General features: G+C 69.6%; 30 protein-coding genes. 15 read left to right on the top strand and 15 right to left on the bottom strand.

Annotated elements, in window-relative coordinates; translation table 11 throughout:
• Positions 1 to 32: 32 nt before the first annotated feature.
• From DFR74_RS16240 to DFR74_RS16230, 3 genes are read right to left on the bottom strand one after another with little or no spacing between them, the layout of a single operon-like run.
• On the bottom strand, positions 33 to 578 hold the full coding sequence (locus tag DFR74_RS16240; protein ID WP_067505933.1) for a YaeQ family protein: 546 nt from the start codon (positions 576 to 578) through the stop codon (positions 33 to 35).
• Positions 579 to 607: 29 nt separating this feature from the next.
• Positions 608 to 1,408: a class I SAM-dependent methyltransferase gene (locus tag DFR74_RS16235; RefSeq protein ID WP_195124626.1), complete on the bottom strand. Its 801-nt coding sequence runs from the start codon at positions 1,406 to 1,408 to the stop codon at positions 608 to 610.
• The gene (locus DFR74_RS16230; RefSeq protein ID WP_067505930.1) at positions 1,378 to 1,899 is read right to left on the bottom strand and encodes a DUF2505 domain-containing protein; all 522 of its coding nucleotides are present in this window, start codon (positions 1,897 to 1,899) and stop codon (positions 1,378 to 1,380) included. The genes DFR74_RS16235 and DFR74_RS16230 overlap by 31 nt, the downstream gene beginning before the upstream one ends.
• A 151-nt stretch (positions 1,900 to 2,050) precedes the next feature.
• Between DFR74_RS16230 and purU the strand changes: the two genes are divergently transcribed.
• Positions 2,051 to 2,941, top strand: a complete 891-nt coding sequence (gene purU, locus DFR74_RS16225; RefSeq protein WP_067505927.1) for a formyltetrahydrofolate deformylase — start codon at positions 2,051 to 2,053, stop codon at positions 2,939 to 2,941.
• Between the two features lie 189 nt (positions 2,942 to 3,130).
• On the opposite strand, the gene DFR74_RS16220 is transcribed toward purU, so the two are convergent.
• From DFR74_RS16220 to DFR74_RS16200, 5 genes are all read right to left on the bottom strand, one after another.
• Entirely contained in the window at positions 3,131 to 4,171 is a 1,041-nt protein-coding gene (locus DFR74_RS16220) for an alpha/beta fold hydrolase (protein ID WP_067506400.1), read from the bottom strand.
• 160 nt (positions 4,172 to 4,331) lie between these two features.
• Complete coding sequence (locus tag DFR74_RS16215; RefSeq protein ID WP_113975142.1) at positions 4,332 to 4,628, bottom strand: DUF2516 family protein; 297 nt, start codon at positions 4,626 to 4,628, stop codon at positions 4,332 to 4,334.
• A 73-nt stretch (positions 4,629 to 4,701) separates the two neighbouring features.
• On the bottom strand, positions 4,702 to 5,352 hold the full coding sequence (locus DFR74_RS16210; protein WP_067505923.1) for a heparin-binding hemagglutinin: 651 nt from the start codon (positions 5,350 to 5,352) through the stop codon (positions 4,702 to 4,704).
• Positions 5,349 to 5,852, bottom strand: coding sequence for a helix-turn-helix domain-containing protein (locus DFR74_RS16205; protein WP_067505919.1), 504 nt, complete (start codon positions 5,850 to 5,852; stop codon positions 5,349 to 5,351). The genes DFR74_RS16210 and DFR74_RS16205 overlap by 4 nt, the downstream gene beginning before the upstream one ends.
• 105 nt (positions 5,853 to 5,957) lie before the next feature.
• Positions 5,958 to 7,280, bottom strand: coding sequence for a DUF445 domain-containing protein (locus tag DFR74_RS16200; protein WP_195124625.1), 1,323 nt, complete (start codon positions 7,278 to 7,280; stop codon positions 5,958 to 5,960).
• A gap of 255 nt (positions 7,281 to 7,535) precedes the next feature.
• Here DFR74_RS16200 and DFR74_RS16195 point away from each other — a divergent pair, with 255 nt between their 5' ends.
• The 8 genes from DFR74_RS16195 (at position 7,536) to DFR74_RS16160 (ending at position 14,482) form a co-directional block, all read left to right on the top strand.
• Positions 7,536 to 8,216, top strand: coding sequence for a TetR/AcrR family transcriptional regulator (locus DFR74_RS16195; protein ID WP_084537424.1), 681 nt, complete (start codon positions 7,536 to 7,538; stop codon positions 8,214 to 8,216).
• 120 nt (positions 8,217 to 8,336) lie between these two features.
• On the top strand, positions 8,337 to 9,827 hold the full coding sequence (locus DFR74_RS16190; protein WP_067505916.1) for an ABC1 kinase family protein: 1,491 nt from the start codon (positions 8,337 to 8,339) through the stop codon (positions 9,825 to 9,827).
• 32 nt (positions 9,828 to 9,859) lie between these two features.
• The gene (locus DFR74_RS16185; protein WP_067505913.1) at positions 9,860 to 11,110 is read left to right on the top strand and encodes a saccharopine dehydrogenase family protein; all 1,251 of its coding nucleotides are present in this window, start codon (positions 9,860 to 9,862) and stop codon (positions 11,108 to 11,110) included.
• Positions 11,111 to 11,330: 220 nt separating this feature from the next.
• The gene (locus DFR74_RS16180) at positions 11,331 to 11,723 is read left to right on the top strand and encodes a hypothetical protein (RefSeq protein WP_067505910.1); all 393 of its coding nucleotides are present in this window, start codon (positions 11,331 to 11,333) and stop codon (positions 11,721 to 11,723) included.
• A gap of 187 nt (positions 11,724 to 11,910) precedes the next feature.
• The gene (locus DFR74_RS16175) at positions 11,911 to 12,555 is read left to right on the top strand and encodes a hypothetical protein (protein WP_232331676.1); all 645 of its coding nucleotides are present in this window, start codon (positions 11,911 to 11,913) and stop codon (positions 12,553 to 12,555) included.
• A complete protein-coding gene (locus tag DFR74_RS16170) occupies positions 12,552 to 13,259 on the top strand; it encodes an ESX secretion-associated protein EspG (RefSeq protein ID WP_067505907.1) in 708 nt (235 codons plus the stop codon). The genes DFR74_RS16175 and DFR74_RS16170 overlap by 4 nt, the downstream gene beginning before the upstream one ends.
• Before the next feature lie 60 nt (positions 13,260 to 13,319).
• On the top strand, positions 13,320 to 14,165 hold the full coding sequence (locus DFR74_RS16165; RefSeq protein WP_067506385.1) for a polyphosphate kinase 2 family protein: 846 nt from the start codon (positions 13,320 to 13,322) through the stop codon (positions 14,163 to 14,165).
• Positions 14,162 to 14,482 carry a DUF4288 domain-containing protein gene (locus DFR74_RS16160; RefSeq protein WP_067505904.1) on the top strand — a complete coding sequence of 107 codons (321 nt, stop codon included), beginning with the start codon at positions 14,162 to 14,164 and terminating at the stop codon, positions 14,480 to 14,482. Before DFR74_RS16165 ends, DFR74_RS16160 begins: the two co-directional genes overlap by 4 nt.
• Positions 14,483 to 14,486: 4 nt before the next feature.
• Here the strand turns inward: DFR74_RS16160 and lexA are convergent, their stop codons facing one another.
• From lexA to DFR74_RS16140, 4 genes are all read right to left on the bottom strand, one after another.
• On the bottom strand, positions 14,487 to 15,137 hold the full coding sequence (lexA, locus tag DFR74_RS16155; protein ID WP_067506383.1) for a transcriptional repressor LexA: 651 nt from the start codon (positions 15,135 to 15,137) through the stop codon (positions 14,487 to 14,489).
• Between the two features lie 118 nt (positions 15,138 to 15,255).
• Positions 15,256 to 16,062 carry an alpha/beta fold hydrolase gene (locus tag DFR74_RS16150; RefSeq protein WP_067505901.1) on the bottom strand — a complete coding sequence of 269 codons (807 nt, stop codon included), beginning with the start codon at positions 16,060 to 16,062 and terminating at the stop codon, positions 15,256 to 15,258.
• Between the two features lie 3 nt (positions 16,063 to 16,065).
• Complete coding sequence (locus DFR74_RS16145; RefSeq protein WP_067505897.1) at positions 16,066 to 17,223, bottom strand: FAD-dependent oxidoreductase; 1,158 nt, start codon at positions 17,221 to 17,223, stop codon at positions 16,066 to 16,068.
• A 10-nt stretch (positions 17,224 to 17,233) separates the two neighbouring features.
• Entirely contained in the window at positions 17,234 to 18,568 is a 1,335-nt protein-coding gene (locus DFR74_RS16140; protein WP_067505894.1) for a carboxylesterase family protein, read from the bottom strand.
• A gap of 90 nt (positions 18,569 to 18,658) precedes the next feature.
• Between DFR74_RS16140 and DFR74_RS16135 the strand changes: the two genes are divergently transcribed.
• From DFR74_RS16135 to DFR74_RS16125, 3 genes are all read left to right on the top strand, one after another.
• Positions 18,659 to 19,234 (top strand): TetR-like C-terminal domain-containing protein, encoded by a 576-nt coding sequence (locus DFR74_RS16135; protein WP_067505890.1) that lies wholly within the window; start codon positions 18,659 to 18,661, stop codon positions 19,232 to 19,234.
• Positions 19,235 to 19,376: 142 nt separating this feature from the next.
• A complete protein-coding gene (locus tag DFR74_RS16130; protein WP_067505887.1) occupies positions 19,377 to 20,126 on the top strand; it encodes a DsbA family protein in 750 nt (249 codons plus the stop codon).
• Positions 20,123 to 20,689 (top strand): vitamin K epoxide reductase family protein, encoded by a 567-nt coding sequence (locus DFR74_RS16125; RefSeq protein WP_067505884.1) that lies wholly within the window; start codon positions 20,123 to 20,125, stop codon positions 20,687 to 20,689. Before DFR74_RS16130 ends, DFR74_RS16125 begins: the two co-directional genes overlap by 4 nt.
• A 1-nt stretch (position 20,690) precedes the next feature.
• On the opposite strand, the gene DFR74_RS16120 is transcribed toward DFR74_RS16125, so the two are convergent.
• Positions 20,691 to 21,056: a DoxX family protein gene (locus tag DFR74_RS16120; protein WP_067505881.1), complete on the bottom strand. Its 366-nt coding sequence runs from the start codon at positions 21,054 to 21,056 to the stop codon at positions 20,691 to 20,693.
• 55 nt (positions 21,057 to 21,111) lie between these two features.
• Between DFR74_RS16120 and DFR74_RS16115 the strand changes: the two genes are divergently transcribed.
• The 3 genes from DFR74_RS16115 (at position 21,112) to DFR74_RS16105 (ending at position 23,194) form a co-directional block, all read left to right on the top strand.
• Positions 21,112 to 21,759 (top strand): AraC family transcriptional regulator, encoded by a 648-nt coding sequence (locus tag DFR74_RS16115; protein WP_198161699.1) that lies wholly within the window; start codon positions 21,112 to 21,114, stop codon positions 21,757 to 21,759.
• 269 nt (positions 21,760 to 22,028) lie between these two features.
• Positions 22,029 to 22,655 carry a DUF3558 domain-containing protein gene (locus DFR74_RS16110; protein ID WP_170160766.1) on the top strand — a complete coding sequence of 209 codons (627 nt, stop codon included), beginning with the start codon at positions 22,029 to 22,031 and terminating at the stop codon, positions 22,653 to 22,655.
• A 44-nt stretch (positions 22,656 to 22,699) separates the two neighbouring features.
• Complete coding sequence (locus DFR74_RS16105; protein WP_067505869.1) at positions 22,700 to 23,194, top strand: hypothetical protein; 495 nt, start codon at positions 22,700 to 22,702, stop codon at positions 23,192 to 23,194.
• A gap of 82 nt (positions 23,195 to 23,276) precedes the next feature.
• On the opposite strand, the gene DFR74_RS36675 is transcribed toward DFR74_RS16105, so the two are convergent.
• Entirely contained in the window at positions 23,277 to 23,864 is a 588-nt protein-coding gene (locus tag DFR74_RS36675) for an ATP-binding protein (RefSeq protein ID WP_198161698.1), read from the bottom strand.
• Positions 23,819 to 24,535, bottom strand: a complete 717-nt coding sequence (locus DFR74_RS36670) for an ATP-binding protein (protein ID WP_228789142.1) — start codon at positions 24,533 to 24,535, stop codon at positions 23,819 to 23,821. Before DFR74_RS36670 ends, DFR74_RS36675 begins: the two co-directional genes overlap by 46 nt.
• Between the last annotated feature and the right edge of the window lie 126 nt (positions 24,536 to 24,661).

Here is a 24,661-nt window from a genome sequence, read left to right as displayed (position 1 = left end):
GGCCGCGCCCGCGCCCCGGGGTATGGCACGGATCACTGATCGATCCGGTGTTCGGTGACCGATCCCGACAGGGACGCGCCGTTGATCTCCAGGAACAGCTGACGCTCGGTGACCGACAACGTGACGGTGTTGCGCCGGTCCACCGCGGCCACCGCCGCATCGATGAACGCGCGGTCGAAGCTGTGGAGCGGGATGTCCTCGGCGCGGTGGATGCGCTTGCCCGCGTAGAGCGCCAGCACTTTCGCGGGGTCGCGGTGCGTGTAGATCGCGACCCGTCCCGCCAGCTTGCTGCCCCGGTGCACGCGGTCGGCGTCGGGCGCGCCCACTTCGATCCACGCCGTCAGCCGGCCGGTCCGGTCCCGCACCAGCACGGCGGGCTCGTCGGTGGACGACACCCCACCGTCGCTGAAGGCGATTCCCTCCTCGTATTCGAGGCAGTACGCGAGCAGCCGCGTCACCATGAACTCCGCGGTCTCCGACGGATGCCTGGCCACCCGCAACTCCAACTCCTCGTACACCCCCCGATCCACGTCGGCCAGTTGTACCGAGAAGTTGTGCATTGTCGCGTTGAGAGCCATAGCAGAGGCAGCTTAGGGCAACGGCGGGGTCAGGGGTTCGGGGCGACCTGGGGCCAGGGGACGGAGAGGACGTTGTCGCGCATGCGGCGGCGGTAGCGACGCAGCGGGATCCCTTGGGCGTGCAGGGCTTCGACGGTGGCGCGCCAGCGGACGCGCGGGCCGAAGGGTGCCAGCGGGGCGGTGTGGGACCAGGCGCGGTCGGCGGCCGCGAGCAGGGCGTGGACGGGTTCGCCGGGGACGTTGCGGTGGATGAGCGCCTTCGGGAGGCGTTCGGCGATGTCGGAGGGGCGCTCGACGGTGAACGGATCCCACGCCAGCGTCAGCGACAGCGGGCCGGTGCGGTCCAGGAGCACCCACGCGCAGCGGCGGCCCAGTTCGTCGCAGGTGCCGTCGACGAGCAGGCCGTCCGGCGCCAAGTTCGACAGGATCGTCGACCACGCGTCGGGCACAGCGGATTCCGGATACTGGCGCAGCACGTTGAAGGCGCGCACGAGCACCGGGCGCAGCCCGGCCAGTTCGAAACCGCCGCGCGCGAACGTCACACCGTCGCGGCCGGGAACCACGCGCGCCGGGTCGATCTCGAGACCCACCACCCGCACGTCGGCGCGCACCGCGCGCAGCCGGGACGCCAGTTCGAACGTGGTCCACGGGCTCGCGCCGTACCCGAGATCCACCACCAGCGGATCGGGCGCCGCGCGCAACCGCTCCGATACCAGCGCGTCGTGCACCAACCACCGATCGCTGCGCCGCAGCCGGTTCACCCCGGTGGTGCCGCGGGTGACGGTGCCGACGGGTTTGCTCAGCTGGTCGGGTTTCGCTCTTCCAGCCACCGCACCGTTTCCTCGGCCTCGGCGCGGAACAGGTCGACCAGGTTCACCAGCATCAGCTGTTCCAGGCGCGGGCCGACCATCGGGATGAAGACCTTCGCCTCCGACGAGAACCGCACGGTCGACCCGGTCTCGGTGGGGAACAGTTTGATGGTGCCGCCCAGGCTGCCCGGCCCCGCCGGGATGGACGCCGAGAACTTGCCCTCGGCCTGCTGCCCGTCGAACGGACCCCAGCTCTCCTTGCGGGTGATGATCATGTCCTTGCGCATCACGGTCTGCGCGATCTCCGGCAGCATCTCGCGCGGCAGGGTGTGGTGCAGCACCACGTCGATCCCGGAGTCGGTGACCTCGTGGCTGACCACTTCGTTCTCCGGCGTGTACTTCCGCATCTCCTCGATGCGCGCCTCCCAGTACGCACGCGTCGTCAGCGCCTCGTACACCTCCTTGGAGGTGTGCAACGGGTAGCGAGCGGAGTAATCCAGTCGACGTGCCATTCGAGACAGGGTAATGGGTTGGTGCGCGCGGACGGTCGGCCGGGATGTGCGGGAGGCGGGGCGATGGCGGCATCCGAGGGGCGCGGCGAACTCACCGCATCCGCGCGGGGCCGCGCCGGGTCCGCGCGCGGCTGCCTGCGAGGATGGGCCCATGAGTTCCGCACCGTCCGCACCGGACGACCGCCGTTTCGTGCTCGGTCTCGGCTGCCTCGACCGGCCGGGCATCATCGCCCGCATCACGTCGTTCATCGCCGACTTCGGCGGCTCCATCGTGGAGGCCGGTTACCACTCGGACAACGACACCGGCTGGTTCTTCACCCGCCAGGCGATCAAGGCCTCGACCGTGCCGTTCGGCCTGGCCGAACTGCGCGAGCGGTTCACCGAGGTGGCGCGCGAACTCGGGCCGGAGACCGAATGGCAGCTGCTCGATTCCGGCGAGCGCCGCCGCGCGGTGCTGCTGGTGAGCAAGGACGGGCACTGCCTGCACGACCTGCTCGGGCGCGCCGCGGCGGGCGAGCTGCCCGCCACCATCGAAGCCGTCATCGGCAACCACCCCGACCTGGCCGCGATGACCGAGGCGCACGGCGTGAAGTTCCACCACGTGCCGTTCCCGAAGGACCCGGCCGAGCGCGGCCCGGCGTTCGAGGAGGTCCGCGCCCTGGTCGACGCGCACGACCCGCACGCGGTGGTGCTGGCCCGCTTCATGCAGGTGCTGCCGCCGGAACTGTGCGAGCACTGGGCGGGCCGGGCGATCAATATCCACCACAGCTTCCTGCCCTCGTTCGTGGGCGCGCGCCCCTACCACCAGGCGTTCGCGCGCGGTGTGAAACTCATCGGCGCGACCTGCCACTACGTGACGGCGGAACTCGACGCGGGCCCGATCATCGAGCAGGACGTGATCCGCATCGATCACGCCGACGAGGTGCGCGACATGGTGCGCCAGGGCCGCGATATCGAGCGGGTGGTGCTGGCCAGGGGCCTGCGCTGGCATCTGGAGGGCCGGGTCCTGGTGCACGGACGCCGCACCGTCGTCTTCAGCTGAGGTAGTCGGACCGGCGAACGCCCCGGCGACCGTCGGCACCCGCCGGTTCGGCCCAGGTCGCGCACCGGCCGGTTCGCATCGGCGCAGTGCGAGCAGCCGCCACGGCATCGTCCACCAGCAGCGCACCCTCCCCCGGACGCGCGAAACGCGGGGCGGCCCGAGATCCGCCCCGCGTCCGTTCGGCGCGTGTCAGCCGACGGCTTCGACCACCTCGACGGATTCGGTGGCCGCCGCCAGCACACGGGCCAGCTCTTCGTTGAAGCGCTCGTAGGCCTCGACGTTGCCCAGGTGGCCGGTGTCGAACACCTGGTAGCGCACCAGGTTGCCGGTCTCGGCGAGCAGCGCGGCGAGGCGCTCGGAGTGCACCGGCGGGGTCATATCGTCCTTGGACCCGGCCAGAATCGTGGTGGGCACCACCAGGTTTCGCACCGACTCGCCCAGATCCATATCGGCGAGCAGGAACCCGAAGCGGGCCCGCACGGCGGCCGGACACGACCGCACCACGGCCATGCTGTAGTCGACGAGTTCGCGGTCGGCGGCCAGGCTCATGATCTGACGGGCGAAGGCCCAGCGCACCGGCGCCAGCGGCGGGAACACGATGGGCGTGCCCAGGCCGAGGCGGCCGAACCAGAACGGCAGCGCCACGAATTCACCGAACCAGGTGCGGTTCAGCAGCGGCACCACGGTGGTCTCGGCGACCAACCGGTCGGCGGCGGTGTTGACCAGCAGCGCGGCGAGAGCCCGCTCGGTGACCTGCTCCGGGTGACGGCCGGCCCACGCCTGCATGGTCATGCCGCCGAGGCTGTGGCCGACCAGCACGGCGCGCTCACCGGGCCGCAGGGCGGCGTCGAGGACGGCGGAGAGGTCGTCGGCGAGCTGGTCCCAGGTCAGCGCTGCGGTGCCGCGCTCGCTCTCGCCGTGACCGCGCTGGTCGTAGGCGATGACGCGGTACGCACCGGCGAACTCGTTGATCTGGGCGTTCCAGTACTCGATGGCGCAGGTCCAGCCGTGCACCAGAACCACGGCGGGCGCGTCGTCCGGGCCGTAGGCGTGGACGCGCAGCTTCGCGCCGTCGGTGGCGGTGACGGGGATGACCGTGCGAGGTGCGGTCGGCGGGTTGAGGGCGGGGTTCCCAAAGGTCCGCGCCCGCAGGGCGGCGCGGTGGGCGTTCAGCAGGTCCCGAGCCTTTCCCGGCAGCTCGGTCAACGCGATCGGCGACAGTGCGCGCATCGACACTCCTTTGTGTTACTGCTCGATACAGTAACCCGAAGTAACGCGCGGCGCCAGTCGGACGGCACAAAAAAACGGCCCGATGCCTGAGCATCGGGCCGAGCGAACACGCCGCATCAGCGACCGCCCGCGAGGGGCGGCGCGGGCGCGAGAACTACCGCTACCAGCGCGGACCGCGCTGGACCTCGTCCACCTTCGGCCGCACATCGGCCAGGTAGACGCCCGTTCCGATGATCGCGACGAACGCGAGCAATCCGAGACGGCCCGGCGACAGCAGCAACAGCAGTAGCGCCACACCGAGTATGGCCAGCCAGATCGGCTTGGTCTGCTTGTCCACCGCGGTGAACGCGTCGGGCCGCTGGCGGATGGCGTGGATCAGGGCGAAGATCGCCGCGCCCAGCGCGGCGAGCCACAGCACCAGCATGATCAGCCCGGTCAACCCGTTCACGGTATTCACCCCACCATGATACGAGCGACGCCCCCGTGCGGCAGTGCGCAAGGGGGCGTCGATACGTGAAAGACCGGCGAGGTCAGGCCTTCTTGGGGGCGGCCTTCTTCGCGGGGGCCTTCTTGGCCGCGGGCGCCTTCTTGGCGGGCGCCTTCTTCGGCGCGCCGTTGGCGGCGGGCGCGGTCTCGGTGGTGACGGCGACGACCTCGGCGTCGACGACCGGCTCGGCCGGCGCGTCCTCGGTCTTGCCCGGACGGCCGATCAGGCCGTTCACGCGGTCCAGGACCTCCTCGGCGCGGGTGGCCGCGTCCTTGTACAGGGTCTCCACGCGCTCGATCTGGTCCTCGACCAGGTGGTTGGCGCGCAGCCGCTCGACGGTGTCCTCGCCGCGCTCGGCCAGGTCGGCGTACAGGTCGAGAACCTTGGTGTAGTACTCCTCGGCCAGCTTGCGCAGTTCCTCGGAGGTGAACTTCTCGCGCAGCTCGGCGAGGTCCTCGGGCAGCTCGGACGGCAGGCCGGTGAGGCGCTCGCGCAGCGAATCGAACTGGGCCTGCACGTCGGCGGGCACGTTGGCGAAGCGCTCGCGCGCCTCCTCGACCCGGCCGGTCACATCGGTGGCGGCCGCGCGCTCGCGCACCTGGGTGACGACGTCCAGGGCGGCGGTGTACACGGCATCGCCCGCGCCGACGGCGGCGAACAGGGGCTTGGTCACGGTGGCGTTCTTCTCGGTCATGGTGTTTCGTTCTCCTGGCGTGGCGGAGTGTCGGTTGTCGTGCGCGGAACGTCGCTGTCCCATTCCCCCCCTGGCTCGTTCCCTCCGTTTTCCCGGCGAAACGATTCATAGATGTCCAGCAGGACCTGCTTCTGCCGTTCACTGATGGTCGTGTCGGCAAGCAGGGCATCCCGGACCGGACTGTGCGGCCGCTGCTCGAGATAGCCAGCCCGTACGTACAGCACCTCCGAGGACACGCGCAGCGCCTTGGCGATCTGCGCGAGCACTTCGGCGGAGGGGTTGCGCAATCCGCGCTCGATCTGACTGAGATACGGATTGCTGACCCCCGCCAGCGCGGCGAGTTGACGCAGCGAGACTTGCGCGGCTTCTCGCTGTGCCCTGATGAACCCTCCGATGTCGTGCGCCGCGTTCGCGACGCGGCCCCCGCGTTCTCCGGCGTCGTCCGACAAGTCGGCCGCAGCGCCGGTGTACTCGGTGGAAACCTCGGGACGGTCTGCCATCACTCACCTTCTGGCGGTTGTACGTGTCCGATTCTAGGGGAGGGTGCTAACTATTGCAAGCACCCCTGTTAGCACGCCTTCGGCAAACCCCCGGCGCGCACCGGATCAGTGCTGGAACAGCAACTGCGAAATCGTGTAGATCACCAGTCCGGCCAGTGATCCCACGACCGTTCCGTTGATCCGGATGAATTGCAGATCGCGCCCCACCTGCAATTCGATCTTCTTGCTCGCTTCTTCGGCATCCCACTTGGCAACCGTGTCGGTGACCAGTGTGGTGATCTCGGCCGCGTAATTCGAGACGAGGTAGCGCACACCCCGGTCGAGCCAGCCGTCCACCTTGTCGCGCATCTCGGGATCGTCGCGCAGACGTTCGCCGAGCTGCTGCACATTCTCCCCCACCTTGCGGCGCAGGGTGCTGTTCGGATCGTCGGCCGATTCCAGGATGAGACGTTTGGCCGCGCGCCAGGTGGCCTCGGCCATCCCGGTGATCTCCTCGCGGCCCATGATCTGGGCCTTGATGCGCTCGGCCTTCTTGATCATGGCGTCGTCGTGCTGGAGATCCTCGGCGAATTCCTCCAGGAATCGATTGGCCGCCAGCCGCACCTCGTGCTCGGGGTTCGAACGCACCTTCCAGGTGAACTCGACCAGCTCCCGGTAGATCTTTTCTGAAAGCAGAATGTTTACAAATTTCGGCGCCCATTGCGGCGCGTCGCGCAAAACGATCCGGTCGATCGTCTCCTGGCTGCCCAATGCCCACTGGTGCGCGCGTTCGGCGAGCATGTCCAGCAGCGGCAGCTGGCGGTTGTCGGCGAGCAGTTCGGCCAGCACCCGGCCGATCGGCGGGCCCCACAACGGCTCGGCGATCCGCTTGACGATGGTGTTGTCGATGATCTGCTCGACGTCCTCGTCGCGCAGCACGCCCACCACCGCGCGCAGGATCGTCGAACTCTCCTCGGCCACCCGCGCCGCGTGCCCCGGATCGGCCATCCACCGCCCGATCCGCAGCGACACCTGCGCCGAGCGCACCTTCTCCGACACCACCTCCGGCGCCAGGAAGTTGGTGCCCACGAAACTGCCCAGGCTGGCCCCGAGCTGGTCCTTCTTCCTGCGGATGATCGCGGTGTGCGGGATCGGCAGCCCGAGCGGATGCCGGAACAGCGCCGTCACCGCGAACCAGTCGGCGAGCGCGCCGACCATGCCCGCCTCGGAAGCGGCCCGCACGTACCCGACCCAGTCACCGCCCCCGCCGCGCGACTCCAGCCAGCGGCAGAACAGATAGACGGCCGTGGCGAAGGCCAGCAGTCCCGTGGCGAAGGCCTTCATCTTGAACAGGTCGCGGCGCTTGGCGGCCTCGTCCACGAAGAACCCGTTCGGTGCCGCCGGAGCGGGCGCCGTCAGGACCGCGGGGGTGCCGAGAGCTTTCTGCATGCCCTCCATTCTGCTGTGCCCGGCGCGCTCGGCCCGCTCCCGCGCGGCCCATTTGTGTGGCGCGTACCGCATCCGGGACGGAAACTGTGTGGTTCGTACCGCATCCGGCCGCCAAAAGGGCCTATAGCACTTCCGCGGCACATAAGCTTGGTCCCACCACCCGTGCCTGGCCACGGACCACCACGAACGAGGGAGCCCACGCTGTCCGCCGAAGACCTTGTCGACATCGGTGAGCGCGCCGAGCGACCGGCTGCGGTGCGCGGCGGCCGGATGGACGGCCGCAAACGCCGCTGGCGTCAGCACAAGATCGACCGTCGCGAGGAACTCGTCGACGGCACCCTCGCCGCCGTGCGCAGCCGGGGCAGCAACGCGGGCATGGACGAGATCGCCGCCGAGATCGGCGTCTCCAAGACCGTGCTGTACCGCTACTTCTCCGACAAGAGCGATCTCGTGCACGCCACCATGCAGCGGTTCATCGAGATCACGCTGATGCCGCGCGTGTACGAGGCGATCAGCCTCGACGCCGACGAGTTCCAGCTCGTGCGCTCCGCGCTGGCCGCCTACGTCAGCACCGTCGACGAGGACCCCGAGGTCTACCGCTTCATCATGAGCGGCGGGTCGGACTCCTCCTCGCTGGCGGAGTTCGAGAAGCTGTTCGCCGAAGTGGTCGGCACCGTCATCGTGGACAAGGCGGGCTCGCTCGGCCTGGACACCACCGGCGCGATGCTGTGGTCCTACGTCCTGGTCGGCGGCATCCAGCTCGCCACGCACTGGTGGACCACCGACAAGACCATGTCGCGCGAAGCAGTCATCGACTACCTCACCATGATGGCCTGGAGCGCCATCGAGGGCATGGCGCGCGCGGGCGGGTCCCGCGAGCTGTTCAACAAGCAGAAGCACGTCATCCCCGCGCCCGTCACCGACGCCGACTCCTGATCGAACAGCTGTCTGTGACGGCCGACTCGACAACGCCGAGGGGTTGGCTAGTCTGAACGCGGGCGGTGCGCACGTGGGGTGTGCCATCGCGAGTCCGTCGGCACCAATGGAGGTACCTCGATGGCGAAGCAAGTGCCGACATCCCGGCTGGCTCGCGGCACCAAGCTCGGTGCCGTGGCGGCCAGCTCGGTACTGCGGACCCAGCGCACCAGACTGTCCATGCGGGGCAGATCCGAGGCGGTGCGGGCCAAAATGGCCGAGGAGTCGATGATCCGCACCACCGAACAGGTGGTCATGGTGCTGGGCACCATGAAGGGCGTCGCCATGAAGCTGGGCCAGATGATGTCGGTGCTGGATCTGGATCTGGTGCCCGAACCGCATCGCGAGCGTTTCCAGCAGCGGCTGGCCGTGCTGCGCAACGCCGCGCCCACCGTCTCGTTCGAGGCGATGCGCCGCGTGGTCGAGGAGGACTACGGCGCGCCGCTGGATTCGATGTTCGCCGAGTTCGAGTCCGAGCCCGTGGCGGCCGCCTCGATCGGCCAGGTCTACCGGGCCCGGCTGCACGACGGCCGGGTGGTCGCGGTGAAGGTGCAGTACCCCGGCATCGACGCCGCCGTGCGCGCGGACCTGAAGAACCTCAACATGTTCCGCAAGGTGCTCACCTCGGCGATGCCGTGGGTCACCCCCGCGGTGCTGGACGAGCTGCGCCTGAACATGGAAGGCGAACTCGACTACGAGGCCGAGGCCGCCACCCAGCTCGAGATCGCCGAACTCTACGACGGCCACCCGTTCATCCGGGTGCCGCGCTCGCTGCCCGAGCTCAGCACCACGCGCGTGCTGGTCAGCGAGTACCTGCCCGGCAAGGGATTCGACGAGCTGCGCGAGTTCCCCGACGCCGAGCGCAACCGCATCGGCGAGATCATCTATCGCTTCTACGTCGGTTCGCTGTTCACGTTCAACGAGTTCTGCGGCGATCCGCACCCGGGCAACGTGCTGCTCACCGAGGACGGCCGGGTCGGTTTCCTGGACTTCGGCCTGTTCAACCGGATGGACCCCGAGCACGTGCGCTTCGAGGCGATCTGCCTGCGCGCGGCCGCCGAGGACCGCGCGGAAGACCTGCGCGAGTTGATGATCCAGCGCGGGGTGATCGACTCCCCCGACGAGATCGGCGCCGAGGAGTGTCTGGAATACGTGCTCGCCGCTTCGGAATGGTGCCTGGTGGACGAGGAACTCACCATCACCCCCGAGCTGGCCAGCGGCGCGTTCCTGCTCGCCGTCGACCCGAGGGCCAGCGAGTTCGCCGGTATGAAGCAGCAGAACCTGCCGCCGGAGCACCTGTTCTCCCGGCGCGCCGACTTCCTCACCTTCGGCATGCTCGGCCAGCTCAACGTCACCGCGAACTGGCATCGCATCGCCCGCGAATGGCTCTACGACGAACCGCCCGCCACCGAACTCGGTGTGGCGCACCGGCAGTGGCTCGACGAGCGGCCCGTCGTGCGGCCGGCGGGGCGCAAGCGCAAAGCCGGGGCGAAGACCGCGACAGCGGAACCGAAGAAGCGCACGCCCGCCAAGAGAATCCGCCAGGCCGGGCGTTCGCGCCGCGAAGCCTGAGTACCCACATCCGATCGGGAGTTGACACACACATGGCAGACGACCGCGAGTTCGACCTCGCCCTCTTCGGTGCGACGGGCTTCGTCGGCAAGCTCACCGCGAAGTACCTGCTCGACGCGGCGCCCGCCGGGGCGCGCATCGCGCTGGCCGGCCGCTCGCTGGACAAGCTGAGCACCGTCCGCGACGAGCTGGGCCCGGCCGCCGCGCAGTGGGAGCTGCTGGTGGCCGACTCCACCGATCAGGGCGCGCTGGACGCGCTCGCGGCGCGCACCAAGGTCGTGGTCACCACCGTCGGCCCCTACCTGCGCTACGGCCTGCCGCTGGTCGCGGCGTGCGCGAAGGCGGGCACCCACTACGCCGACCTCACCGGCGAGCCGCTGTTCGTGCGCGACGCCATCGACGGCTACCAGGACCAAGCCGTCGCTACGGGTGCGAAGATCGTGAATTCCTGCGGCTACGACTCGATTCCGTCGGATCTGAGCGTCTACCAGCTCTACCGCCGCACCGTCGAGGACAACACCGGCGAACTCACCGACACCACCCTGATCGCCTCGCTCAAGGGCGGCGTCAGCGGCGGCACCATCGACTCCGGCCGCGCAATGATGGAGGCGATCGCCGCCGATTCCAGCAAGGCCTCGGTGCTGGCTCACCCGTATTCGCTGAGCCCGGACAAGGCGATGGACCCCGACGTGGGCCGCCAGTCCGATCAGGCGTTGCAGCGCGCGAGCAGCATCGACCCCAGTCTGGACGGCTGGGTGAGCACCTTCGTGATGGCGGCGCACAACACCAAGATCGTGCGGCGCAGCAACGGACTGCTGGGCTGGGTGTACGGGAAGAACTTCCGCTACCGCGAGGTGATGAGCGCGGGCTCCTCGCCCGTCGCGCCGCTCGTGGCGGCCGGTCTCGCGGGCGGTCTCGTGGCCGGGCTGGCCACCGGCGCGGTGCTCTCGCGAGTGTCGCTGGGCCGCAAGCTGCTGGACAAGGTGCTGCCGAAGCCGGGCACCGGCCCGAGCGAAGAGTCCCGGCGCAGTGGCTGGTTCCGCATGAAGACCTTCGCGCACACCACCTCCGGCGCGAAGTACGTGGCGACGTTCGCGGGCAAGGGCGACCCCGGCTACCAGGCCACCGCCGTGCTGCTGGGCGAGGCCGGGCTGTGCCTGGCGTTCGACACCGACAAGCAGCCGGAGCTGGCCGGTGTGCTCACGCCCGCCGCCGCGATGGGTGACGCGCTCACCGACCGGTTGCGCGCCGCGGGCATGACCATCGACGTGCAGCGCGCCTGACGAGCCGGGGCGTCACGCCCGAGCCGGACTTCGCGATCCCCCTGTGCCCCACCAGATCTCGCCCCGCACACCGTCGGGCGCCGCGGTTCGCCGCGCGCCGATGGTGTGCCACATCACAGCCGGGTCGGCCCTTCGAGCCGGTCCCGACCGCCGTTACCCGCGGGTAGAGTGCCGACCAGTACGGCGGTGGGTGTGGACCGAGCGGAAGGGGGCGAACCGCATGGCGATCCCGGACACGGGACAGGGGCTGGCACGGGAACTGTACGCGGCCGCGATCGGCGAAACCGGCGGCGCGCGTTTCGAACTGGACGGCGACGTGGCCGAGCACCTGGCCGCGGCGTGCGACCGGTTGGTCGAGGATCTGCACCGGGCGGTGGCGGGCGCGCACGCGCTCACCGAGGTCACCGGCTTCCCCGACCTGCCGACCGGGCACGCGCTGGCGGCCGGATTCGGCGCCAAGGGACGGGAATTCCTCGACACCGTCGCCGCTTTCCAGGAGACGGCGTTGCTGTTCAAGGCTGCCTATCTGGCGGCGGGGCGGCGGCTGGCCGAGGCCGACGCGGCGAATCGCGCCGCGCTGAGTCTGGTCACCGAGCATTTGGAGGCGCGATGAGCACCGCGCGCCGTGTCGACGAGCCGGGTATCCGCTCCGCGCACAAGCTTTTCCGCGCCGCGCCCATCACACCGACGCGGTGCGAAAACTCCCGCCGGACGAGGGGCGCGATGAGCACGCCGCGCCACACCGCCGAGCCGGGTACCCGCCGCGCACTCCGGCGTCGCCACGCCGGGAGGTGGTGACCGTGGACGCCGCCGCCCGCGCCGCCGCCGACGCGCTGACCGCCCGTCGGCGCGCCCTCGCCTCCGCCGCCGAAACATCGAGCGCCGGCATCGATTCCGCCTACGCGCCCGACCGGGAACGCTTCGGCGCGTACACCCACGCCGAGATCTGGGAGAACGTCCACGAGCGGCTGGACCCGGGGGCGCTCGGCGCGACGGCCGCCGCGTGGCAGGCCGGGGCGGACGCCGTCGGCGAGGCCTTCCAGACGTTCGCCGACACCACCGCGCGCGAATTCGCGCGCTGGTCCGGCGAATCCGCATTCGCCGCCGAGCGGGCCACCCGGACGTTCCTCGGCGTCGGCGCGCAGGCCCAGGACGTGTGCCGCGCGGTGCAGCGGCTGATGGAGCTCAATCGCGATGCGGCGCAGACAGTTCGGGCCGCGATCCCACCGCCTGGGCACTATGTCCCGCTGGACGACCCCGCCGCCGAGGCCGTCTTCGGCGGCCGCCGCAGGCTCGACCACGATCTGGCCGCGGCCGCCGAACAAGCCGACGCCGCCGACGCCATGACCTACCTGTACTCCCCGACCATGCCGGCCACCGGCGACAACGTGCCCCGGTTCCCCACCGTGGACGGCCCGGCGAGCGGCGGGAGCGGAGCACGGTGAGATGGGTTCTCACCCCGGACGAGTTCAGCCACGTCTGGGAGAGCGAAACGGGACTGGACCGCAGGCCGTATCCGATCAACATGGCGCCCGCCGCCACCGTGCGCACCGAAACCGAGTACGCCGCACTGCGATTGCCGCAGCGCTTCGCCCGGCAGGCCGATCCGGACCTGGCGGCCGCGCTCATGCTCTGCGCGCGCTCCGACGCCACCACCCTCACCGTGTCCGGTGAGCGCGGCGGGCCGGGCGGTCCCGCCGCCGACCGCATCCTCGCCTTCGCGGCCGTGGTGCACAAGCATGCGGCCGTGCTGGTCGCGACGCCCGACAAGGTCACCGTGCGGATGATGCACGCGCGCAGCCTCGGCCAGCGCCTGGTCGAGATCATCGGGCCGGCGCGGGCCGGGCGGCTCGGCCCGATGCGCGAACCGCAGGAGGCGGTGCTCACCACCGACGGTGTGGAGGCCCCCTCGCCAGCCGGAGCCGCGCGCTTCCGGCAGACGCTGCGCAAGCCGGTCGACTGCCGCGGATTCATCACCGTCACGGTGGAGCCGGACAACCCGATGTCGCCGCCCACCCGCCACCGCACCTGGCTCGACTTCAGCGGCGACGGCCGCTACCTGCTCACCACTTCCCACGATTTGATCCTCACCCCGGTGTCCGACCACGAATTCGCCGCGCAGCTATTGCGGCTGGCGCAGATCCGCTGAGAGGGCGCGCCACGCCCGAGACCACTCGTCCCCGACGGTCCGCCGTGGTAAGTGTGGGAGATGTCGAAGCACTGGACCGTTCCGGCCATGGAGGCCCTGAAAGCCGATGGTTTGCGGATCGCGGATCTGAATCCCTCCGCGACGCCCGGGTTCACCGGTGACAAGAAGTATGCCCAGGGATTGCTGGTCGAGCGCTGCGGGGTGCTCTCCGATCTACAGGAGAAGCTGTACGCCAACGGCCGCTCCGGCGACAAGCGCAGCGTGCTGCTGGTGTTGCAGGGCATGGACACCGCGGGCAAGGGCGGCATCGTGCGGCACGTGATCGGCTCGGTCGACCCGCAGGGCGTCGACCACGCCGCCTTCGGGGTGCCGACGCCGGAGGAGAAGCGCCACCACTTCCTGTGGCGCATCCGCAAAGCGCTGCCGCGCGGCGGTCAGCTCGGCGTGTTCGACCGCTCACACTACGAGGACGTGCTGGTGGTGCGGGTGCACGATCTGGTCCCGCGCTCGGAGTGGGAGCCGCGCTACGACGAGATCAACCACTTCGAGCGCGAACTCGTGGACGAAGGCGTCACACTGGTGAAGGTCGCCATGTTCGTCTCCTTGGACGAGCAGAAGGCGCGGCTGCGCGAACGCTTGGAGCGCCCCGACAAATACTGGAAGTTCAACCCCGCCGACATCGACGAGCGCGCGTACTGGCCCGCCTACCAGGAGGCGTACCAGGCCATGCTCTCGCGCACCTCCACCGCCCACGCGCCCTGGTACGTGGTCCCCGCCGACCGGAAGTGGTTCTCCCGCTTGACGATCACCGAACTGCTGATCGAAGCCCTGGAGCGGTTGAACCTGGACTGGCCGCCCGCCTCCTTCGATATCCCCGAACAACTGCGCCGCCTCGAAAACGCGTGACCTCGTATGTCGCCCTGATCGTCTACGCACTGGGCAAGGGAGACGGCGCGGGCGTGTTCTATCGCGAAGACTTCGTGCTCGTACGCGCGGCGGATCGCGAAGAGGCGGTCCGCCGCGCGCGCGAGCACATCGACCGCGAGACATACGAGCCCGCCGACGGCCGCTACGTCCGCCTCCACGCCCTGGTCGACGTGAACGAGGCGACCGAGGAAATCGCCGACGCCCCGACCACCGACCTCTACTCCCGCCACTTCGCCGCCCTCGAGTCCTACCGCTCCTTCGAGATGTTCCTCGGCGGCAAGGACCCGCTGGCGTAGGCGCTCACACGCGGCGCATAACCGAGACGACCTTGCCGAGGATGACGGCTTCGTCGCCGTCGAGCACCTCGTAGGCGGGGTTGCGGGGTTCGAGGTAGATGTGACCGCCCTTGCGGCGGTAGACCTTTACGGTGGCTTCGTCGCCGAGCAGCGCGGCGACGATGTCGCCGGAGTGGGCCTCGTGCTGTTGGCGGACCACCACGACGTCGCCGTCGCAGATGGCGGCGTCGATCATCGAGTCGCCGCGCACGCGCAGCGCGAACACCGTGCCACGGCCCACGAGTTCGCGTGGCACGGTGAGGGTTTCGTCGGCGTGCTCCTCGGCGAGGATGGGGGTGCCCGCCGCGATGTCGCCGACGACGGGCACGGTGACCGCGCTGTCGGAGCTTTCCGGCTGCTGAGTTCCGCGCAGGAACAGCCGCACGTCGATGGGCCGCGCCATCCCCGCACCGCGCCGCAGGAACCCCCGCTCCTCCAGTTCGCGCAGGTGCTTGGACACCGTCGAGGTGGACCGCACCCCGATCGCGTCCGCGAGCTGCCTGGTGTTCGGCGGATACCCGCACTCGACGGCCCAGTCGCGGATCACCGCGAGGATCCGCTGCTGACGCGGCGGCAGGGTGGACGTGTCGAGATGCTCGTAGTCGTATCCGGTCACGCCGGAAATGATGTCACCCGGGTGGCGGGCGACCGGCACCGCACCGCCCGAGTCTCGCGGCGGGGCGATCCGGCTGGCGATCGGGGCTGGCTCGCGACGGTGTGGCCTGCGCGTGAGGTCAGGCCGTGCGCACAAGATCGAACAATTCGTCCGCGACTTCACCGGGGAGTTCGATACCGGGGAAGTGGGTGTGTCCGGGGAGGCGGGTGTAGGTGAACCACGGGTGGGCGCGCTGGAATTCGTCGTGGACGGCGTCGTAGTCGGAGGACTTCGGATGCGAGAACACGTGGCGCACCGGGCGCGGTTCGGCGAGCCGGTCCAGCCGCCCCATGGGCGAACCCCAAGTGGCGTAGGCCTTCTCGATCACGCGGCCCGAGCGCGACCACATGTCGAAACCGTGACCGCCCGCCTCGTAGAGCACGTGGTTCAGCACGGCTTCGTCCACACTGCCCGCCAGCCAGCTGTCCAGCAACGCGCGCTGCGCGCCGCGCCAGGTGTCCTTGCCCTGCAACGCTTGCAGGCCGCCCGCGAACTCGGGCGGCGGCGGGGTCATGATGAGGTCCATCAGCAGCAGCGCGGGCACCCGCGCCGCGCCCAGCTCGTCGGCCATGTCCATGGCCACCCATCCGCCGTGGGCGTGCGAGAGCGGGATGAAGCGGTCCACCTCGAGCGCGTCGAGCAGGCCGATGGTGTCCGAAACCTGTTCGGCCACACCGAAATCGTCGACCAGCGTGCGATCGATGCCGTGTCCGCGCCAGCACACGCGCACCACCCGGTGGTGCGGCCGCAGGTACGGCAGCAGGCGGTCGAACGCCCGGTGGTCGTGTCCCCAACCGGGCAGCAGCACGATCGCCGGCTTGTCGGGCGCGTATCCCTGGTCGTCGAAACCGATCTCGACGCCGTTGATCCGATAGGTGTTGAGCATTCCTTACTCCTTCTTCGATGAAGTGTTTCCGTTCGCGGCGGGCCGCAGCCTGGTCGCCGCGAGTTGCGCGTCGGCGAACCCGGAAGACCGTCCGGCCAGGCTCAGCAGCGGATCGCGCACGACGTCGGGCACCGCGTTGAGCAGGCGCATCCGATACGACATGCGCTGGGTGCGTTCGACATCCGGCCGCTGCTCGCGCTCCCACGCCGTCAGCGCGTCGGTGAGCGACATCCCGCGCCTGCCGACGGTCCCCGCGAGCGACACCGCGTTGGTCATGGCGGTGCCGCCGCCCTGCCCGAGGTAGGGCGGCTGGGCGTGCGCGGCATCGCCGAGCAGGGCGACCCGCCCCCGCGACCAGGACGCGAGCCGGATGTATTCGAAGGTGTCCCAGCGCAACGGGATTCCCTCGGCAGTCCGCAGCAGCGGGGCAATTCCCGGGAAACCGCGTGTCCAGGAGGTGATGTCGACGGTCGTGCCGGTGATCGACGGATCGTCCGCGTCCGCCACGAGTGCCAGGTAGATCTGGTCGGGCGTGCACGGTGTGTAGAGCAACCGGCGGCTGCCTTGGAAGTACTCGAGGTGCTTCACCCGGTCCTCGGGAGTGAAGCAGTCGTCCGTGGCGGGCACCATCAACCGAGCCGCGCCCTGGCGCATCCGCTTGCGCCGGACGGCGATTCCGAGCTGGTCGCGCAATCGGGAGTGCACGCCATCGGCGGCCACCACGAGATCGGCTGTGGCACTGCGCCCGTCGTCGAAGGTCACGGTGCCGTCCGGGTCGGCCCGCACCGCACGGGAATTCGTCACCAGCTCCACCCCCGCACGACCCGCGGCACGCACCAGCGCGTCGATCAGGCGGTCCCGCAACAGCGTGTAGCAGCGCGGCTGCCCGGGACCGTTGATGCCGATCCGGTAGAGCGTCCTCCCGGTGCGCGACCGCGCCTCCACGGCCGGGCCGATATGCGCGCCGCGGGTCGCCTCCTCGAACGCGCCGACCGCATCCAGGGCGGCCAAACCGTTGTCCCACACGTAGATTCCCGCGCCCACCGCGCGGATCTCCGGCTGACGCTCGTGCAGCCGCACCGTCCAACCGTCGATCGCCAGGGCGGTGGCGGCGGTGAGCCCGCCGATGCCGCCGCCGATGACTTCCGCATGTCGTCCCATGGGTTTCCTTTCAGGGCAGCTGCCGGGCGAAGCGCGATCCGGGCCGGTGCGGCGGCCACGCACCGTCGCCGACCGCGCCGGTGCGCACGAATTCCGCCCAGCGGCGGCGGGTTCCGATACCGGCCGCGTCCAGTCCCGCCGGGTCGAGCGGGCGCACCATCGGCGCGTCGCGCCAGTCCTCGGCCGCGCCGAAGAGCAGGGGCAGCTCGATGCAGTGGCACGCGCCGAACGGGTTGTCCGGATGCGGCGCGTGGAACCGGTGGCAATAGACCCGCGCGCCCGCCGCGGCGAGCAGGTCGGCGAACTCGAAGACGCCGTCCGCGAACACCTTTCGCCCGACCAGCGCTCCCGCCGCGGAGACGAACCGTCGACCGAGCACCGGCACCCGGCGCACGGCGTCCCACACCGGGTGCGGGCCGTCGAAGAACGCGCGCATCTCCTCGGCCGTACAGCCGACGATCACTTGTATGCCGGCCGCCCGATGCCGAACCTCGGCCCGCCACAGCGCATCCCCCGGCAATGGCTCGACGCCGGCGACCGGCAGGAACGGCGGCGCGGAGTTCAGCCCACCCGGCCCGGCCAACCGGCGAACGGCTCGCCCTTGGGCCGCCAGAACTTCCGGCACCGAGGCCGAGCGAGGATCACCGTCCAGCTCCGCCAGGAACACCGCCCCGGCCCTCTCGGCCCGCTCCGGCGTGTGGAATCCGACGCCGAACGGCGCACTCTGCACGATCGCCCGCGCGAACAGCCCGCGCGCCCGCTCCATCCCCAGCAGCGCGACCACCGAATGCGCACCCGCCGACTGCCCCGCCAACGTCACCCGCCCGGGGTCACCGCCGAACGCGGCGATGTTCTCGCGCACCCACTCGAGCGCGGCCAGCTGATCGACCAGACCGAGGTTGCCCGGCGAAACACCCTGCGCGCGAAGGTATCCCAGCACGCCGATCCGGTACGACACGGACACCACGACGATGCCCGTCTCGCGCACCAGCCGGTCGGCATCGTAGAGATTCCATTCACCACTGCCGGTGAGATACGCCCCGCCGTGCAACCACACCAGCACCGCGCGCGGCTCCCGCACGTCGGCGGGCGCGGTCACGGTGAGCACGAGGCAGTCCTCGGATTGTTCGAGCGGGGACGCGAGTCCCATCACCACCGCGAGCCGGGGCGGCAGCTGCGGAGCCGTCGTGTGCCTGCTCGTCGCGTCGATAGGCGTCTTGCTCACCGGTTCCCGTTCGGGCGGACCGAAGCGCGACGCCCGCGCGTAGCGGATGCCACGAAAGGTCACCACGCCCTCGGTCTCGATGCCGTTCCAACGCCCCGAGGGCGCGACCACGCTGTCCATGCACTCCACCTCTATCGCAAGTCGACTTGCGTTACGGCCACGGTAGGACGCGGCTGGCAATAACGCAAGAGCACTTGCGATAATCGGCGCATGGTGAACCCCACCCCGCAGTTGCGCGGCGCCCGCCTGCGCCGCGCGGTCCTCGACGCCACCGTCGCCCGCATCGAGGCCGACGGCATCGACCACGTGCGCGTCGCCGATATCGCCGCCGACGCGGGCGTGCACGAGACCTCGATCTACCGCCGCTGGAAAACCCTGACCAGGCTGCTGCTCGACGCGCTGCTCTCCCGCGTGGACGCCGATATCCCGATCCCCGACACCGGCTCGGTGCGCACCGACCTGGAGGAGTTCACGCGACGGCTGATGCGCTTCGGCGCCAGCCCGTTCGGCGCGGCCCTCATCCGGGGCGCCGGATTCGCGGGCGGCGACCCCGAGACCACCGAGACGCGCCGCGAATTCTGGATCGCGCGCCTGGCCGCCTCCGAGGAGATCGTGCGGCGCGCCATCGCCCGCGGCGAGCTCCCGCCCACCGCCGATCCGCGCATGACCTTGCTCACCCTCGGCGGGCTGGTCCACATGTACGTCACCCAGTTCGACGGCGCGATGCCGCCCGATCTGGCCGAGCGCGCGGTCGAGCTGGTGCTGTCGGGCCTGCTGCCGCGCTGAACTCGCGCCGCGACACTACGCAATCTCTCAGGTTCACCGATCATGATGACTTTCGGCCCGAACGCGGCCCCTCGCGCCGAACTAGCATCGGGAGGGCAGGGCGCGTTACCGGAAAGCGAGCGAAAGGCGTGGTGAACGCACGGTGAGCAACAACCCGGGACGGAAGAATCCGCTGCAGAAGGCGGAACAAGCCGACCGCAAGCGCAAGATCGCCATCCAGGTCGGCGTCGCCGCCGTGCTGGTCGGCCTGGTCGCCGCCATCGGCATCGGCCTGGCCGTCCAGAAGTCCGACAGCGACGATCCCGGGCCCACCCCCACCATCGCCGCGCCGCAGGCGCCCGGCGGCCTCACCGGCTCGATCACCGACAACGGGTCCATCCGGGTCGGGCAGCCCGACGCCAAGGTCACCGTGCGCCTGGTCGCCGACCTGCAGTGCCCCGCGTGCAAGGCGTTCGAGCAGGCCTACGGGCAGGTGCTCGAGGACGCCGTGAACAGCGGCACCGCGGCGGTCGAGTACAACATCATCTCGTTCCTGGACCGCGCGTCCACCACGCAGTTCTCCAGCCGCGCCGCCAACGCCTCCTACTGCGTGGCCGGCGAGGACCCGGCCAAGTACCCGACCTGGCTGCGGACGATGTTCGCCCAGCAGCCCGCCGAGGGCGGCGCCGGCCTGACCAACGAGCAGCTGATCGAGATCGCTCGCTCCGTCGGCTACACCGACGCGGTCGCGCCCTGCATCAACGACAAGTCCTACGAGAAGTTCGTGTCCGCCAAGACCGAGCAGACCTTCGCCGAGGGCGTCACCCAGACCCCGACGGTGTACGTGAACGGCAAGCAGGTCAACCCGAGCGAACTCGAGCAGGCCATCGCCACGGCGGCCGCGGGACAGTGATCGCCGCGTCGCCCCGGGCCGCCTGGCTGCTGTTGATCGGCGGCCTGGCGGGCTGGCTCGCCTCGGTGACGCTGACCGTCGAGCGGTTCAAACTGTTCACCGATCCGGGATACGTGCCCTCGTGCAGCCTCAACCCGGTGCTGTCCTGCGGGTCGGTGATGGAGACCGATCAGGCCTCGGTGTTCGGGTTCCCCAATCCGATCCTGGGCATCGTCGGGTTCTCCGTGGTGGTCACGCTCGGCGTGCTCGCGGTGGCCGGCGTCGGCCTGCCCCGCTGGGTGTGGGGCGGGCTGTGGCTGGGCACCCTCGCGGGCATCGTCTTCGTGTGCTGGCTGATCTTCCAGAGCCTGTACCGGATCGGCGCGCTGTGCCCGTACTGCATGGTGGTGTGGGCGGTGATCACGCCGCTGTTCGCGGTCGTCACCGATCAGCTGTGGGGTGGGCAGCGCGGTCCGCTCGGCATCGTCGCCGAATGGCGGTGGACGCTGGTCGTGGTGTTCTTCGCAGTGGTGCTGCTGCTGATCTTCCTGCGCTTCCAGGACTACTGGCTGAGCCTGGTGTAGCTCACCCGACGGCGATATAGCCGGCCCACAGCAGGTATCCGGCGTTGGCGGCGAGCACGGCCGCCATCCCGAGCGGGCGGTCCGCGAACCGCTCGGCTCCGGACGAGACCCGGCGCAGCGCGTCGAGCCAGACCACCAGGAAGCCGCCGATCAGGACGACGGCCGCCCAGCCGCCCGCCACGCGGGTCTGGGGCACGAAAAGCGAACCGGCGACGGCGATCTCCGCGATGCCGCTGGCCGCCACCACCGCGCCGGGCGCGGGTATCCACGCGGGCACCAGCGAGCGGAAGTACGGCGCGGCCAGGAAATGGCCGAGGCCGGTGGCCGTGAAGAAGCCACCGAGGGCGAGTGCTGCGACAGTGTGCATACTCGGGATGATTTCCGCGCGCGTCGACTGGAGTCTTGAACGCAACGATCGCCTCGTGCGCTTCGCCTCGCTGCACGGCGTCGACGCGTACGGGGCGAGCGGCGGCGCCGCCACCACGGCGCACAGCCAGCCGGCGTGGAAGCTCGCGCTGCCGGTCGGCGGCGTCCTCACCTTCGACGGTCACGAGGTTCCCGGGGTTCTCGTCCCGCCGCAAGTGCGCCACACCTGCACGGCCTCCGAGGGTTTCGTCGCGGTGCTGCTGAACCCGTGGCTGCTCCCCCGCTCCGAGGATCCGCGCCCGCTCGATACGCTTTCCGCCGCGCGGCTTTTGGACGCCCTCGGCTCCGAGTGGGACCTCACCGCGGTCCACGACGAACTGACGGCGACCATCGGATCGCCGCCCGCCCTCGACCCACGGCTGCGCCACGCCGTCACCCACTGCGCCACGGCAACCGACCTGTCCGCGCTGGCGACGGACGCCGGGCTCTCGCCCCCGCGCTTGCGGACGCTCGCGCGGACCTCGCTCGGCATCCCGCTGCACCGCGTGCGCCAGTGGCATCGGCTCCGCGCCGCGCTGGCGTCGGCCCCGCACCACACCCCGGCCGAGGCCGCGTATCTCGGAGATTTCGCCGACCAGGCCCACTTCACCCGCACCGCCCGCGCCCTGCTCGGGCGGACACCGGCCGATCTGCGCGGACGCTGAGTTTCCGAACGGTTCGCCGGATCAGCCCGGCCCGAGTACTGCTGTGGCCCAAGCGTTTACGTGGCGTACGGACTGTGCCCTGATGCAACGATCGGCGCCGCCACGGGCACTCGCGTGGCGTGAGAATCAGTGGGAACCAGACTGCAAGTCGCCGCGTCCAAACAAGTGTGGAGCGGATGCGGCTCAGGATCCGTTCCCGCGGCTTCGGGCGGTTGACGGGGCGACCTGCGGATTGCCTGTTTGGATATAGTTGCCGCGACTGAGTGACCGTGGAACGGGAAGCGGGGGTGACGATGCGAGCCGTTACCAGGGCTGTTTGCATTCTGGGAGTGGTGGCGGCCGGGGCCGGGTTGGTCGGGTGTGGGTCGACCACCGACGGGGAGGCGCAGCCGGCCGGCGGGGGTACCAGTACGAGTGCGGAGGATGGGAAGAACTCGCTGGGGCTGGAACCGGAGGTGCCGCAGTCATTCGATCCTTGTACGGATATCCCGCAGAGTGTGCTGGATGCCGAGGACGTACACCCGGCGGTTATTCCGAACACCGCCGACGCCGACGCACAGGGTGGTTTGGTGAAGTGGCGTGGATGCTCCTGGGTAAGGACCAAGGGGCACGCGGTGTCTGTTCAGGTCACGAACATGACGCTCGACTTCGTGCGCCAGGAGTTCTACTACGACGGCCGCGAGGCAACTGTTAGTGGCCGGCCCACCGTCATCGCACGACGCAACGAGAACCGGGGAACCGAAGTCTGCAGCGTCAACGTGGAGATGCAGGGCGGAAGTCTCGAGTTCTTTGTCAACAACCCCCCCTCGCGCGAAGCGACCGGAACGATCGATGCCTGTGACCTCGGACTGTCCTTCGCCGAGAAGGTCGTACCAATTCTTCCCGTGGGCAGCTGACACCTGTCGCCTGCGCCGGACACACTCTCAGGAGGGGAAAGACTATGAGTGAGAACGACACACCTTCGCCACTGGCGAACCTGATCACCGAGGCACGAGAAGGCAGGCTCGGACTGCGGATCGAACCGGAAGATTTCGTCTACATCGACCGCGACTGCACCCGCTTCCTCGAACTCATCAACGAGATGCAGCGTGAGGCCGAAGCCATTTCCCAAATCGACGACAAGGACTGGGGCATCGGCGCCGACATGCAGATGCTGACCTCCGCCCAGACGCTGGTCAGCCGCTTCAAAGAAAAAGCCAAAGGCTCCGACAACAGCGTCCACGCTCTTCTCGAAGAGCACTACAAGATCGTCCAGGACATCCAAACGCTGCACAACGTCATCAAAGACCGCTACATCGCCGCCGACGCCGAGTTCGCACAACGGGTCAACGCCCTACTCGAACGACTACCCGAGAACCCCACCCCGATCCGGGCGGTCCCCAGCCAGCCCGGTGTCACAACCGCCTCACCGCAGCCCGAACCTCTCTCCCCGTAGGGCGATTGCTGCATAACGCCGAACTCACGTTGTCCTGAGCCCCACGCCGGAGACGTCCACCGCGGCCTTCACCCACCAGTGATCAGGCGGCCCGAGTTTCCCACAGCGCACTGATCGGCATGGCCAGCATTCCGGGACCGAAGGGCAGGGTCTGCCGTCCGGTGTGGAGGACGATGCCGACGCGGAAATCGTCGCCCAGTCGTGCCGCGAGGTGGCGGAGGCCGCGAAAGTCGTTGGGGTGGACCGTGGACGCCGCCTTGACTTCGACGCCGACGACCTCGCCGCGCCGGTTCTCCAGGACCGCGCCGACTTCTACCTGGTCGCGCGTGCGGTAGTGGAAGAGTTCGGCTTCGTCCTCGGACCAGGTCAGCTGGCGAGCAAGTTCCATGAGGACGGATCCCTCCAACAGCGGGCCGAACTGGCCGGTGGGCCGGAGCAGGCTGCGCAGGTCGGCGCCGACTCGGTGTGCGGCGATACCCGAGTCGACGAACGCGAGTTTCGGCGCTGTGGTGGCACGGCTGCTCACATTGCGGGACCAGGCCGGAATCCGCTTGATGAGGAAGACTTCCTCCAACAGTGCCAAGTATCGCTTGACAGTCGCCGCAGCTGGACCCAGTTCGTCGCTCAGGGTGGTGACCGACAGCAATCCGCCGGATCTGGCGGCCGGCATGCGCACGAGATTCTGCATTCCGCGGTCCGCTCGATCTCGGTCAGCTGCTGGATGTCACGCGCGATGAGATCGCCGACATACGAATCGAAGAAGGCGCGGCGCCGACGGTCGTTGGTACGCGCGACCGCTTCGGGGAACCCGCCGCGAAGGAGCCGCTCGGCATATTCGGACCTGGCGAGAGTGGAACTGTGTCGCAGCGCATCGCCGAGGGCGAACGCGGCGTCGATGAACCCGTCGGGCCCGCTGTCGATCTCGCCCTGCGAAAACGGCCAGAGTTCAATCGTTTCCATACGCCCGACCAACGAGTCGGGCAGTGACCGCACTCCGAGCACGCGCGCTGATCCGGTGAGTAGGAATTGGCCAGGTCGCGGGTCCACGTCAACGCGGGCTTTGATCGACAACAGCAGTTCGGGCGCGCGCTGAATCTCATCGATCACCATCAGCCCGGGGAAGTCGACGAATCCGTCCGGGTCCGCCAACGCCGCCTGTCGGTTGAGGGCGGTGTCGAGGTCTCGCCATTCGGCGTCACTGTTCTTGGCGGCGAGCCGTACCAAGGTGCTCTTGCCACTCTGACGAGCGCCGTTGACAAGGACTACTCGCGTGTCCCCGAGCGCCTCGCGCACCGCAGCCTCAGCGCGGCGCGGGATTGCCGGTCCGAGCCTGGTCTGCATCGTCACCTCCGCGTGCGAACCTCGATGGATGATGGATCTGCCGCCACATCTGTGGTGGATCTGCCGCTACCTCCGTGGCGGATCTGCCGCTGGTGTCGCGCGACCGGTTCCGCGGCTTCCAGTGCC

The organism is Nocardia puris, from assembly GCF_003315035.1.
In the GTDB taxonomy this organism is placed as follows: Bacteria; Actinomycetota; Actinomycetes; order Mycobacteriales; family Mycobacteriaceae; genus Nocardia; species Nocardia puris.
The sequence above is the reverse complement of the archived record's forward strand: the minus strand, read 5'-3'. Positions and strand labels throughout refer to the sequence as shown.

Bases quoted from the DNA above. Each gene is read 5' to 3' on its own strand.
- DFR74_RS16135 (WP_067505890.1), top strand. From the start codon at position 18,659: ATGGTGAACCCCACCCCGCAGTTGCGCGGCGCCCGCCTGCGCCGCGCG.
- DFR74_RS16145 (WP_067505897.1), bottom strand. From the start codon at position 17,223: ATGGGACGACATGCGGAAGTCATCGGCGGCGGCATCGGCGGGCTCACC.
- DFR74_RS16150 (WP_067505901.1), bottom strand. From the start codon at position 16,062: ATGCTCAACACCTATCGGATCAACGGCGTCGAGATCGGTTTCGACGAC.
- DFR74_RS16190 (WP_067505916.1), top strand. From the start codon at position 8,337: ATGGCGAAGCAAGTGCCGACATCCCGGCTGGCTCGCGGCACCAAGCTC.
- DFR74_RS16120 (WP_067505881.1), bottom strand. From the start codon at position 21,056: ATGCACACTGTCGCAGCACTCGCCCTCGGTGGCTTCTTCACGGCCACC.
- DFR74_RS16140 (WP_067505894.1), bottom strand. From the start codon at position 18,568: ATGGACAGCGTGGTCGCGCCCTCGGGGCGTTGGAACGGCATCGAGACC.
- DFR74_RS16180 (WP_067505910.1), top strand. From the start codon at position 11,331: ATGGCGATCCCGGACACGGGACAGGGGCTGGCACGGGAACTGTACGCG.
- DFR74_RS16200 (WP_195124625.1), bottom strand. From the start codon at position 7,280: ATGCAGAAAGCTCTCGGCACCCCCGCGGTCCTGACGGCGCCCGCTCCG.
- DFR74_RS16205 (WP_067505919.1), bottom strand. From the start codon at position 5,852: ATGGCAGACCGTCCCGAGGTTTCCACCGAGTACACCGGCGCTGCGGCC.
- DFR74_RS16105 (WP_067505869.1), top strand. From the start codon at position 22,700: ATGAGTGAGAACGACACACCTTCGCCACTGGCGAACCTGATCACCGAG.
- DFR74_RS16230 (WP_067505930.1), bottom strand. From the start codon at position 1,899: ATGGCACGTCGACTGGATTACTCCGCTCGCTACCCGTTGCACACCTCC.
- DFR74_RS36675 (WP_198161698.1), bottom strand. From the start codon at position 23,864: ATGCCGGCCGCCAGATCCGGCGGATTGCTGTCGGTCACCACCCTGAGC.
- DFR74_RS16210 (WP_067505923.1), bottom strand. From the start codon at position 5,352: ATGACCGAGAAGAACGCCACCGTGACCAAGCCCCTGTTCGCCGCCGTC.
- DFR74_RS16165 (WP_067506385.1), top strand. From the start codon at position 13,320: ATGTCGAAGCACTGGACCGTTCCGGCCATGGAGGCCCTGAAAGCCGAT.
- DFR74_RS16185 (WP_067505913.1), top strand. From the start codon at position 9,860: ATGGCAGACGACCGCGAGTTCGACCTCGCCCTCTTCGGTGCGACGGGC.
- DFR74_RS16240 (WP_067505933.1), bottom strand. From the start codon at position 578: ATGGCTCTCAACGCGACAATGCACAACTTCTCGGTACAACTGGCCGAC.
- DFR74_RS36670 (WP_228789142.1), bottom strand. From the start codon at position 24,535: ATGCAGACCAGGCTCGGACCGGCAATCCCGCGCCGCGCTGAGGCTGCG.
- purU (WP_067505927.1), top strand. From the start codon at position 2,051: ATGAGTTCCGCACCGTCCGCACCGGACGACCGCCGTTTCGTGCTCGGT.
- DFR74_RS16220 (WP_067506400.1), bottom strand. From the start codon at position 4,171: ATGCGCGCACTGTCGCCGATCGCGTTGACCGAGCTGCCGGGAAAGGCT.